Source organism: Zavarzinella sp. (assembly GCA_041399155.1).
Classification (GTDB): domain Bacteria; phylum Planctomycetota; class Planctomycetia; order Gemmatales; family Gemmataceae; genus JAWKTI01.
Map to the genome: position 1 here is coordinate 175031 of JAWKTI010000002.1, position 12226 is coordinate 187256.

12 protein-coding genes are annotated in these 12226 nt (G+C 51.6%); 5 read left to right on the plus strand and 7 right to left on the minus strand.

What is annotated here, in order from left to right; translation table 11 throughout:
- The 7 genes from R3B84_10835 to R3B84_10865 form a co-directional block, all read right to left on the minus strand.
- A complete protein-coding gene (locus R3B84_10835) occupies window positions 1–1419 on the minus strand; it encodes a WGR domain-containing protein (GenBank protein ID MEZ6141055.1) in 1419 nt (472 codons plus the stop codon).
- 32 nt (window positions 1420–1451) lie between these two features.
- Complete coding sequence (locus R3B84_10840; protein ID MEZ6141056.1) at window positions 1452–2141, minus strand: amino acid ABC transporter ATP-binding protein; 690 nt, start codon at window positions 2139–2141, stop codon at window positions 1452–1454.
- Entirely contained in the window at window positions 2138–3646 is a 1509-nt protein-coding gene (locus R3B84_10845; protein ID MEZ6141057.1) for an ABC transporter substrate-binding protein/permease, read from the minus strand. The genes R3B84_10840 and R3B84_10845 overlap by 4 nt, the downstream gene beginning before the upstream one ends.
- 109 nt (window positions 3647–3755) lie before the next feature.
- On the minus strand, window positions 3756–4772 hold the full coding sequence (locus tag R3B84_10850) for a GTPase (GenBank protein MEZ6141058.1): 1017 nt from the start codon (window positions 4770–4772) through the stop codon (window positions 3756–3758).
- On the minus strand, window positions 4769–5341 hold the full coding sequence (locus R3B84_10855) for a dihydrofolate reductase (GenBank protein MEZ6141059.1): 573 nt from the start codon (window positions 5339–5341) through the stop codon (window positions 4769–4771). The genes R3B84_10850 and R3B84_10855 overlap by 4 nt, the downstream gene beginning before the upstream one ends.
- Window position 5342: 1 nt before the next feature.
- Window positions 5343–6176 (minus strand): thymidylate synthase, encoded by an 834-nt coding sequence (locus tag R3B84_10860; protein MEZ6141060.1) that lies wholly within the window; start codon window positions 6174–6176, stop codon window positions 5343–5345.
- Window positions 6176–6955: an HAD-IIA family hydrolase gene (locus R3B84_10865; GenBank protein MEZ6141061.1), complete on the minus strand. Its 780-nt coding sequence runs from the start codon at window positions 6953–6955 to the stop codon at window positions 6176–6178. Before R3B84_10865 ends, R3B84_10860 begins: the two co-directional genes overlap by 1 nt.
- Window positions 6956–7359: 404 nt before the next feature.
- Here R3B84_10865 and R3B84_10870 point away from each other — a divergent pair, with 404 nt between their 5' ends.
- The 5 genes from R3B84_10870 (at window position 7360) to R3B84_10890 (ending at window position 12214) form a co-directional block, all read left to right on the plus strand.
- Window positions 7360–7548 carry a hypothetical protein gene (locus tag R3B84_10870; GenBank protein MEZ6141062.1) on the plus strand — a complete coding sequence of 63 codons (189 nt, stop codon included), beginning with the start codon at window positions 7360–7362 and terminating at the stop codon, window positions 7546–7548.
- A gap of 356 nt (window positions 7549–7904) precedes the next feature.
- On the plus strand, window positions 7905–9479 hold the full coding sequence (locus R3B84_10875) for a class I SAM-dependent DNA methyltransferase (protein MEZ6141063.1): 1575 nt from the start codon (window positions 7905–7907) through the stop codon (window positions 9477–9479).
- Window positions 9476–10660 (plus strand): restriction endonuclease subunit S, encoded by a 1185-nt coding sequence (locus R3B84_10880; GenBank protein ID MEZ6141064.1) that lies wholly within the window; start codon window positions 9476–9478, stop codon window positions 10658–10660. The genes R3B84_10875 and R3B84_10880 overlap by 4 nt, the downstream gene beginning before the upstream one ends.
- A 93-nt stretch (window positions 10661–10753) precedes the next feature.
- On the plus strand, window positions 10754–11692 hold the full coding sequence (locus R3B84_10885; GenBank protein ID MEZ6141065.1) for a YaaC family protein: 939 nt from the start codon (window positions 10754–10756) through the stop codon (window positions 11690–11692).
- Window positions 11693–11701: 9 nt separating this feature from the next.
- Complete coding sequence (locus tag R3B84_10890; protein MEZ6141066.1) at window positions 11702–12214, plus strand: hypothetical protein; 513 nt, start codon at window positions 11702–11704, stop codon at window positions 12212–12214.
- The last annotated feature ends 12 nt before the right edge of the window (window positions 12215–12226 follow it).

Consider the following 12226-nt stretch of genomic DNA (forward strand, 5'->3'; position numbering starts at 1 on the left):
TCACTCAATATCGCCTGCAAAGAGATATTCCATTTCTTCATCATCTGCATCGGGATCGAGCACCCATTGACTCATTGAGGTAAACTTAATGCCCGCCTCGCGGAGCGCTTCCTGCCCAGTATTCGTGAGGCAATTGTAACTTAACTCAAGATTTAACATATTCTTGCAGCCAGGGCAGGTGGCCAGCAAGCTTGCGCCCGCATCGGTCACTTTACCATGTTTCAGGTCCAGGGTTTCCAATTGATTCATCAATTCAGAATTGACCAGTACTTTCACGCCTTCATCACCAGCATTACTCAATCTCAAACGAAGGTGCTTCAACGATTTCAGATTCTTGCTGTTTGCCAAATGGCGATAATTTTTTACCTGTAAGTAAGGTTCATCATCAAAATCCAAAGCCTTGGGGTGAAAGAGCAAGTGGGTTAATTGTCCCAAAGAGTCGTTCGCTGCCAGTTTGTCTGTGGCGTAGTTTCTGGAATGATAAACCAATAACACTTTCAGGTTGGGCATTTTCCGTGCGAAGATCTGGCTGGTGGCAGGATCGTGACACAAAAGTTCCAGTGATTCGATGTTGGGCATCTGCCGAACGAACGCATCAGCGTATTCTCCCGGAGTGTGGCAGTTATAGTATTCTTCTGGTGCCTCTTCCATGGAAGGTAGGGTGTAATCCCCTTCTCCAAGCCGAAATTTACGGATATTGGCCAGGTGCTTCCAACTGGCCATCACAAACAGCGATGCTGCCCCCTCTTCTGCACCATCGGTGTCTGGCCCTTCCTCATATTCTCCAGGTTCTTCATAGGAACACGCGCCGATATACAATTCCCGGACCATGCGGGTTACTGGCGTCGCTACAAACTTACGAGCTTGTGTGACACGGAGATAAGGAAATTCCGCCCGTGCCAATATTCCACGCACAAACGTAAATTGGGCACGTTCATATTCGTTGTCCTGTTCAAACTCGGCCAGTGTATCCAGCCAGGTGGTGCGGTATTCCGCAAACAGGGCTTCTTCCTGTTTGCGAAGTTTATCCCGTTCTTTGCTGGTAAGCGATTCATCTTCCAGTGCCAGTTGCACCGTAATCAACTCTCCCCAGGGGTCGCCATTTTCCAGCAGATAGTCTGCCAGTGCTGCGTGGGCGGCACGGTCTTCGGGGTGGGCAAGAATGGCTGCTTCCAGTAATTCCTGCGTGGACCGCTCCGGTTCCGATCCGGCAGTGGTTTCCACGTAACCTTTCCCGGTTTTTTCTTTGATCAGCTTTTCCATCTGCTTGATCGCCGCTTCTTCGGTGGGGAATGATTTGGTTTGCTTCTGGCCATCGGTGCCCAACCGTCCGTAATGTACCAGCACATCAGTGCCAACACATTCCACATTCCAGAACTTATGCGATTTTGCATCGCTGTAGGTGAATGTTCTCTGCATCAATGATTCTCCTTCAACATTATTTCAGGTGATTAAGGTAAAATTTCCTCAGGTGGGCCACTGCGGGTAATTTCACCCGCTTCCATGACAATCAGACGCTTTGCCACCTTGCGTGCAAAATCCATCGCGTGGGTCACAATCAGCATTGTCTGCCCGGCTGCAGCCAGTTCGCTGATCACCCCCAGCACCTCTTCGGCCATTTTGGGATCCAGGGCACTGGTGGGCTCATCAAACAGAATCACTTCCGGCTTCACTGCCAACGCACGGGCAATGGCCACCCGCTGCTGCTGTCCACCGGACATTTCTTCTGGTCGTGCCTGCAATCGGTGGGACAGGCCAACTCGCGTAAGTAGTTCTCTGGCAAGTGTTTCCGCCTGTTCCCGAGGCTGATTGAGCACCAGCGTGGGGCCGCTCATCACATTTTGCAGTGCGGTCATGTGGGGGAACAGATTAAATTGCTGGAAAACCATCCCCACCTGACGGCGAAGTTGCACGAGTGTTGATTTGGGCGTGGTATCGTTGGGCGAAATGGTCAAATCACCCACCTGGATGGTTCCAGAAGCAAACGATTCCAGGGCGTTGATGCACCGCAACAGGGTACTTTTGCCCCCACCCGACGGGCCGATCATTCCGATCACATCGCCTTTTTCAACGCGAAGATGAATATTTTTTAATACTTGATTGGTGCCACGAAACTTATTGAGCTGTTCGATGGTGATCATATGATGGTGCTCCCACGTTTCAGTTTGTTTTCGTAGCGACGTGCTAATAGCGATGCAGGGAAACTGATCAACAGATACAGGCCACCCACCACCAGTGCCAGTTCCAGAGCAATGTTGGGATCTGATTTCAACTGGTAATACAAACCGGTCAATTCGGTAATCAAAATCATGGAACAGATCGAAGTATCTTTGAAGAGTGCAATAAAATCATTCGTTACGGGTGGGATGACAATCCGAAAAGCCTGCGGCAGAATAATTTTGCGAATCGCCGTTGGTGGGGTCATTCCCAGTGCCAGTGCCGCTTCCATTTGACCTTTGGGAATTGCCTGAAGGCCCGCCCGATAGTTTTCCGCTTCCCACGCGGAATAGTTGATTGCCAGTGCCAGCACACCCACAAAGAATGGCTCCATGGAAGCGATGTAGATCAACGGTTGCCAGCCGATCGACCGCGCCAGGGATGGCAAGAGAAAAAACCAGACAAACATCTGCAGAATCAGTGGGGTGCCGCGCAGTACTTCAACGTAGGCAGCCAGCGGAATTTTCAGCCAGCCTGGGCCGTAAACTCGCCCCACCGCGACCAACACACCCAACAGAATAGCAATTGGCATCGACAGGCAGGCCAGGGCAATCGTCATGCCGGCTGCTTTCAGGATTCGCCCACGAATATCCCACAGATTGATGCTTTTCCGCCCATCATCGGGTGGGGGCCATGGTTTTTCATGAAGTTCTTTTAATAATTTTTGTTCATCGGTCCACAGATTGTATTTGCGGTAAATTGCCTCCAATTCACCGGATGCAGTGGCTTCTTTAATTGCCTTCGACAGGGCATCGCGTAACTCCCTATCCTGTGGGCGAGTCAGGATCACGTAATACCCCGCACCTGCAGGCTTTCCCACAACTTTCAGTGCGGGCCAGACGCCACCTTCGATGTAATGAATCGCTGCGGGCGAATCCTGCACCGTGGCATCCAGTCGTTCCCCTTCTTGCAGTAACTGAAAGACTTCCGAAACATCTTTCGATGGGATCAGTTCGACAAAATCGCCAAAGTTATCCCGTAAATAGGTTTCTGCAAAAGAGCCACCCAGCACTGCAACACGGTATTTGGTTTTCGTCTTTTTCAAGTCTTCCCAAGTTTTCACCTGCGTATCGTCTTTGCGAACAATCAACCGCAGCGAATACACGAAGTAGGGCACCGTTGAAGGGAGCTCTTTTTCCCGTTTCGAAAGAAATTCGTAACCGTTCAGGGCAATGTCGATATTGCCCCGCAGCACGGTATCGGGGATGCTGTCCCATTCTCCCTGCACAAATTGAGCGGTGCGGCCTAGTTTTTTGGCCAGCAAGTTGGCAAGATCCACTTCAAAGCCAGTATCGCCAATACCGGGCTGTTCGAAAATAAATGGGGCCCCACCTGCTTTGTCGCCACCCCACTTCAGAGGTGGGCCTTGCCCCCACAGTGGTGCGGCAAACAGGCACACTGCCATGCTGATAACGAATGAACGGAACAAGTCGTTCTCTCCTAAGAATTGCTGTAAACAATGTACTGGAAATCAGCCAGAATTGACAATGAAAATACAGTGGTGTTTCTGGAACCGAGCTCACTGGTTCCGCATCCTGTCACAATGATGATGTTGTCAGTAATGACGAATTGCCACTTGCTAAATAAGGCACTGGTTCTCCAGGCAGTGGTGGATGAGGGATCAATCGATGGATGATTTGCTGAATTAATTGTTCCAGCCCACGGTGCGTGGTGGCAGAAACCAGTTCCCAACCTGGTGGGGCAACAAAATCGGGCACCAGATCGGCTTTGGTAAACACCGGAATGATATTTTCCGTAACTTCTTGTGGGAGAGGACTTTCCTGCAAGGTGGTGGCATCAATCAGGTGCAGCACCAGGTCGGCTGATTCGATCGCACGTTTTGCCCTTAGGATACCGGCACTTTCCAGTTCTTCCGATGTTTCACGAATCCCTGCAGTGTCAGTAAATTTCAGCACCCAACCGTAAAACGCACCCGTGTATTCGACGAGATCCCGTGTCGTGCCATGCACTTCGGACACCACGGAACGCTCGTAGCCGGCAATTGCGTTTAACAGGCTGCTTTTGCCCGCATTGGTGGCACCGGTGAGGGCAATTTTCCATGGCTCGAGCAGGTGGGCGCCTACTGATGAGTTTTTTCTCAGAATTTCCTGTATGGCAGGATCATTCGATTGCATCGCACGCACGTACGCACCGTGGGCCTGATCGAGCAGAATATTGGCAATCCTCACTGTCTTCGCGTGGGGCACTAATGCCCAGGCAGCAGGATCAGCTATTCCCACGGGGGTGGGGGGCAGTCCTGGCGTAACTCCATGTTCAGCAAGGGTTTGCAGCAACTGCTCCAGAATCAGCGGATTGCCGTGCGTGTGGATTTCCAGCCACTGTTCGTTTGGAAACACCAACAGCATCTCTTCCCCAGTGGGCAACCAACGCACGAAAAAGTAGCGATTGGTCAGTGGTGACACAGGAAATGGTTTCTGATTGATCCGTTCAAACAGATGTTTGATAGATTCCCACGCGGGCAAATCGACAGAAATGACCCCAATAGCACCTCGACCGGTGCCCGTCAGCACACTTGCAGTGGGTTGTTCACTCATGATTCGCACGCTAACGTGGGGAAAAGTGAGGGTTCTTTCATATCTTCCGCCCCTTCCACGGTGCGACGAAAGTGCCAGAACTCGCTGGCAATTGCGTTTTTCTCATCAGGCAGAATCGTTTCCCGAGCAACTGCCTGCCACTGGGTACGATCCCGCACAAATTGCCTGGGGAAGTAGGCTGTTCCAGGCAACTTGGGATCTACTTCCACATCGACAATTGTTAAAAAAATCTCATCTGCTTGCGGGTAACAGAGATCGTAGATTTGTCCCCCACCAATCACCATCAGGTTTGGGCAATCGCGCGTTTTCTCTAACGCTTGATCCAATGTGTGAACGATCTCAAATCCCGCAGCATTCCAGTTGGTTTGGCGGGTTAACACAATATTTCTTCGGCCATCCAGCGGTTTGCCGATATGTTCGGCAGTGGTGCGGCCCATCAGCATTGCATGGCCCATCGTCAGCCTTCGAAATCGCTGCAAATCGTTCCGTAACCGCCAGGGAATGCCAGCTGCGTTGCCAATGATGCAGGTACGGGTACAGGCAGCAATCAGGGTAATGCTGGTTGGCATATCAAACAGCAACCTCCCCACGTAACGGTGGGTGGGACTGATAATTTTCCAGCACAAACCAATCAGCCTGGAGATGATCAATCGACGTAAGTTGTTGAATGATCTGCAGTTGTGGCAATGGCAGTGGGGGACGTGTCAACTGATCGTCCACCGCATCCAGATGATTGGAATAAATGTGGGCATCGCCAAATGTGTGGATGAAATCCCCCACCTCAAGGTGGGTCAGTTTCGCAATAATATGCACCAGCAGTGCATACGATGCGATGTTAAAGGGCACGCCAAGAAACAGGTCAGCAGAACGCTGATACAACTGGGCAGAGAGCCGATTTTCGGTGACATTGAACTGCACCATCGTGTGGCACCCGGTGGGCACCTTCGGATCGGGCATGTCAGCCGGATTCCAGGCAGTGACAATCAGCCTGCGGGCTTCCGATGCGTTCGGATTCGCTTTCACTTTTTCAATATTGCGAATTAAGTCCGCAATCTGGTCGACTTCACCAGCGGGTCCTTCCCAGTGTCGCCATTGTTTGCCGTAAACCGGCCCCAGATTGCCTTCCGCGTCGGCCCACTCATCCCAGATGGTGCAGCGGTTCTGCTGCAGATAGGCAATGTTCGTTTCCCCACGCAGAAACCAGATCAGCTCGTGGACAATTGCTTTCCAGGGCATTTTTTTCGTGGTGACCAGTGGGAAGCCAGCCTGCAGATCGAAGCGGATTTGTCTGCCAAAAATACTACGCACCGTCGGGCGGGTGTCATCACTACGCAAAACCGCCCGCTGCTCTTTGACCACTCCGTGGTGCCGCACTTCACGCAATAGATTGAGATAGGCATCCATCAGTTCGTCTCATCCAGGGGAATATCTGCCACGGACGAAAACACCCGCGTGGGACGATAAGGAAACTTTTCAATCATATCGCGGGTGGTGACACCAGACAGCACCAGGGCGGTATCCATGCCGGCTTCCATGCCCGCAATCACATCGGTATCCATGCGGTCACCCACCATAATGGTTTCGTCCGAATGGGTGCCCAGCGTGGCCAAAGCTTTTCGCATCATCAGTGGGTTGGGTTTGCCCACAAAATACGGGCTGACACCAGTTGCCCGCTGGATCATGGCTGCCACCGCACCACAGGCGGGGATAATTCCCGATTCTGCAGGTCCGGTGGGATCGGGATTCGTCGCAATAAACCTGGCACCCGCCACAATCAGACGGATTGCCTGGGTAATCTGATCGAGCGAAAAGGAATTCACTTCACCGAGTACAACATATTCAGGCGATTTATTGGTCAGTGTATAGCCCGCTGCGTGCATCGCATGGGTCAATCCCGATTCACCTACCACGAAAGCGGTACCATTTGGCCGCTGGGTGGACAGAAACTGAGCAGTCGCCATCGCAGAAGTAAACAGATTTTCTTCCGGAATGGCAATTCCTTCCGAATTCAGGCGGTGCGACAGATCCCGCGGGGTGTAGATGGGGTTGTTGGTAATCACCAGGAAGGGGATCTGGCGTTTTTGCAACGTGGTGATGAACTCTGGTGCCCCCGGTATGGGTCGCCTTCCGTGTACCAGCACGCCATCCATATCGAGTAAAAAGGCTTTTTTCTGCAAAATCATGTGCCTGACTGCTCCAATTGGTGTTCGTGAACATCACCGCGGCTAACGTAGTCGGCTCACAATGCATTATTATGTGGTGTATGTTTGAGAACGTTGCCTGGGTTACCACTACAAAAATGAGGAAAAATTAAGAATTTCTGGTGTTCATGATTGTCATTTTCCCCCAAGATTCGAGCGAAACGATAATAATTGCCACGAACCCTGCTTTCAACCGCCCCACCGGCGTATTGTCGTTAAGAACAGGAATTGTATGGGAAAGTGAGTAAGACGAAAGGTGTCCAGCCAAGGCCAAATTGAACGAACCAGCTTGTTCTTATAACTACCAGTTTGAGACTTCAGATTCGTACAGTCTGAAAAGCATTCAATAAAGAAAGCAATGCGAAGAATCGCAAGGTTATCTTGTAGTGGAGGCGGCGGGAATCGAACCCTTGCAAGATTCCCCGGTAAACGAGGCATTTGCTAACCAGCGCGGCACAGAATCCGGCACACTACCCAAAATTGATGCCGATTTGCAACAGTTCATCCGCTTGTGGCCAACCCTGCCGGAGTCGATCCGCAAAGCGATCAAAGCGATGATTGAATCCGTCCAATAACAATCGTCTGGACATCTAACTGTCCTCAAGGGACGGTATTCCAAAATACAAGGACACTATTAAAAAAAGGGATTGTCCTGTTGAAACAATTCGTTGAGTGCAGTTAGTTTGCGTCTTTGCATCAAGAAATAAAAGACAAATTCAACAGAAGAAAAAAGGTGTCCCTTGGGGACAACTATCCAGGACAACTCAGTTTCTCAAATTTAATGTACATATTGCCACTAAATTGTCCATCACACACACATTCACGCTACGCGATTGTATAGGTTAATTGTTGTAGTTTTCATCCCAGGATAGTAGGATACAATTCACTGCCCTATGCTGCGGGGCTGTTCGAACAAAACGAATGGGTACCGATGGCGAACAACCACTCCGAAATCGAAAAACGACTCTGGGCTTCTGCCGACGAGCTACGGGCGAACAGCAAGCTCAAGTCGTCGGAATACTCCGTGCCCGTGCTGGGATTGATCTTCCTACGCTATGCCGACCACCGTTTCACACAGGCGGAAAAGGAACTGGCGGGAAAAGGAACCGGGCGGCGGGCTATCGGCAAGGAGGATTATCAGGCCAAGGGGGTCATGTTCTTGCCACCCAAGGCCCGCTTCTCTCACCTGCTTACCCTGCCGGAAGGCGATAACATCGGCAAGGCCATCAACGAAGCGATGAAGGCGGTGGAAGCCGAGAATGAAGAACTCAAGGGCGTGCTGCCCAAAAACTACACCAAGATCGAAAATTCAACACTGGTCGCCCTGCTCAAGACGTTCTCACAACTGGCCGTAGATGCCGAGGGGGACACCTTCGGCAAAATATACGAATACTTTCTGGGCAACTTTGCCCGTGCCGAAGGTCAAAAGGGCGGGGAGTTTTTTACTCCCACTTCGCTGGTTAAGCTGATCGTGCAAATTATCGAACCGTACCACGGGCGAATTTTCGACCCCGCTTGCGGTTCGGGCGGTATGTTCGTCCAATCCGCCGACTTCATCAAAGCCCACAAGCACAACCCCAGCGTCGAAATCTCCGTGTATGGTCAAGAGCGGGTCGATGAAACCCGGCAACTCTGCCTGATGAACTTGGCTGTTCATGCCCTCTCTGGCGACATACGGCAGGGGAACACCTACTACGAAGATTTGCACGAATGCGTTGGCAAGTTCGACTTCGTGATGGCCAATCCGCCGTTCAATGTGGACAAGGTTGATAAAGAAAAAATCAAAGACGATCCCCGCTTCCCGCTGGGGATGCCCAAGGCCGACAACGCCAACTACCTCTGGATCGAATTATTTTATTCTGCCCTGAATGCGAATGGGCGGGCGGGCTTCGTGATGGCCAACAGTGCCGCCGATGCCCGGCAATCGGAAATGGAAATTCGGAAGAAATTGCTGCTGGCCCATGCCGTCGATGTGATGATCGCCATTGGCCCGAACTTTTTTTACACCGTCACGCTCCCCTGCACGCTCTGGTTCTTGGATAAGGGCAAGGCCAAGACCGACCGCAAGGACAAAGTATTATTTATCGACGCCCGGCATATCTTCCGGCAGGTGGATCGTGCCCATCGGAAATTCAGCCCGAAGCAAATTGAGTTTATCGCCAATATCGTCCGCTTGTACCGGGGCGAAACGCCCGAATTCATCGCTGGGGATGATGAAGACTTCCCCGGTGAAGAACCCGACCTGAAAGGAACGTTTCCCAAGCTCAAGTACGCCGATATTGCCGGGCTGTGCAAGGTCGCCACGCTCAAGGAAATCGAAGCCCAAGGTTATAGTCTCAACCCCGGTCGCTACGTCGGCGTGGCGGAAAAGGGGGACGATGATTTTGTTTTTGCCGAGCGGCTGGAAGAACTCAACGAAGAACTCGAAGTTCTCAACAGCGAAGCCCGTGAGTTAGAGGAACGCATTGCAGGCAATGTTGCCAAGCTGTTGGAGGCGGCAACATGAAGTTCAAGGACTTCGTCACCCTTCAAAGAGGATTCGACCTTCCTAGAACCCAGATGGAAGAAGGACCACACCCGGTCGTTGGTTCAACTTCGATCATCGGATACCACGCTGAGTTCAAGGTGTCGCCACCCGGCGTTGTCACGGGACGGAGCGGATCACTTGGCAAAGTGCAGTATTTGACGGTTCCTTATTGGCCGCATAACACAGCGCTGTGGGTGAAAGATTTCAAAGGAAATTACCCCCGCTTTGTTTACTACTGCATTCAAACGCTTGATTTTGCACAATTCAACGCTGGTGCTGGCGTTCCGACATTGAATCGAAATCATCTCGATTCACTCGATGTGTCCGTTCCCGCCCTCGCCACTCAACGCAAAATCGCCGGCGTGCTGTCGGCATATGACGACCTGATTGAGAACAACACCCGACGAATCGCCATTTTGGAAGAAATGGCCCAAGCGATTTACCGGGAATGGTTCGTCAACTTCCGCTTCCCCGGCCACGAAAAAGTAAAACTAATCAACTCACCGCTGGGCAAAATTCCAGAGGGGTGGAAATGGGCGAAGTTGAAGGACGTTTGCGATTCGGTCAACTACGGCTACACGGCAAGTGCCAATAAGGAAGTTGAAGTTGGCCCACGGTTTTTGCGAATCACCGATATTGTCCCCACCTCGATTGATTGGGAGAACGTGCCATATTGCGAAGTCGATGAAGACGACGCTGCAAAATACGCTCTCGGTGAAGGGAACATTGTGATTGCCCGCACCGGGGCGACCACGGGATATGCCAAACGACTCCACAAGCGGCATCCGAAATCCGTGTTTGCTTCGTACTTGGTTCGGATCGTTCCCAGCGAAGCGATGGGCAAGCACTACATTGGCCTGATTGTGGAATCCGACGATTACAAGGCGTTTATAAAAAGAAATCTCGGCGGTGCTGCACAGCCGCAAGCTAACGCACAGGTTCTCACTTCTCTCGATGTGCTGGTGCCTTCTCCCGACGCGATTGCTACCTTTGATCGGCAAATCGAACCGATGGCCGACCAGAAAGAGATTCTTCAAGAAAAGAACCGCAACCTTCGCAAGACCCGTGACCTGCTGTTGCCCAAGTTGATCGGCGGGCAACTGGACGTGGAAGAACTCGACATTGATGCCGGGGAACCGCTGGAGGCCGAAGCCGAGTAGCCTATGCCAACTTACAAGCCCCTAGTCCTGAATAACCGTGTCCTTAGCTTGCCGAAGGCTATCGTAGCACCCGAACTTGGGGCACGCACGGTCTTGACCAACGAGCCGTGGGATTTTGTTGACCTCGCCCTTGTTCGCCAAAAAAAGACCGATGCTCAATTTTACTGGCAACAGGCGAGAGAGTTTTACACCGTCGCGCAAGGTCTGCCGGTCCAGTCGGCACCGTTGCTTTTGTATTACGCCTTTATGAACGCAACGAAGGCGCTGCTTTCTTCAAAAGGCATCACCTTCAATCCGTACCACGGCGTCGCAGAATGGAAACCGGCAGCTGGAACGAAGGGACTGACCGCAGGTGTAAAGATCAAGACCAACGGCATTCTTCCTTCACTTGCGTCTTATTACGATGAAAAGGAACCTTCAACACAACACACGCTTAAGGACATACTTTTCAACCTGCCGTACATTCACCGGACCTACTGCCTCACTTACACTTCGCAGTCCGAAATGTTCGTGCCGATTATGAAGCCCGTGTTCGTCGTGGAGCAAGGCACCAAGAACGTCTATTTCTCGGCTCAACTGTCGGCTCATTACGATGCTGCCATATACACCAATCGCCTTCCCGCTACCTTCACTGCGAATAATGGTGCGTTGCTTTCTTCATTGTACGTGGAAGTCACTTCGACACGGAAGCCTACTGCTGCGGACATGACTACCTTGGCGACCTTTGCGAAGTTGTTTCGGAACGATTTGTTTTATATCAACGGGGCACAAACGCTCTGGTACGTCAAGGCGACTGTCAAGGGCAAGAACCGCTTGCTTCGTCAATCAACCACTTTGACGCTTGCCGCCATGCACAGGCTAAGTGAAGTGTGTCGTTACGCCCCGATGGAACTTGCCAAGTACCTTGAAGGGCAAAAGAACTGGTTGCTCAGTGAATTCATCCGAATGTCGGGTACGCAGTTTATTGACGAAATCGCTTCTGAAATCACGGGCAAGAACTTCTTGGTCCCCAACGTGCGACCGGCTAACTGAGGGTGTCGTGTGAAAGTTTATGTTGCATGTGCCCTGACTCACGTTCCCCGCAACCATTTTGCGGATTACACCGGCTTCTTGCACGGCTTAGCGGGTCGTCTGTCGCGCGACGGTGGGCATGAAGTGAAGTACGCACTGGTAAACAGTGATCCGCAATTGGCAACGAAGCCTTTCGATGAACGTGCCCGGTTGTGTTACCTCTGGGACGCTCGGATGGTCCAAGACGCCGAAGTGGTTGTAGCAGAGTGCAGCTTCCCGTCAATTGGGTTGGGAATCGAGTTACAAATCGCAGCCGAGAACGAGACGCCCATCATCATTATATTTCGGGACTTTCACGACAATCGTGCCGCCCCTGTCAATTACGTCAACCCCGATCATACCGAACATGAATTGCAAATTGGTGATGGCTTTGTGTCGTTGATGGCCCTTGGTCTTCCGACTGTTTTCAAAATTCATCGGTACTCGCAAGAAGAAGAGGCCATCCGACAAGTGAACGAGTCGCTCAAGTTGCTCGAACAGTAAGGTGGTGAAGTC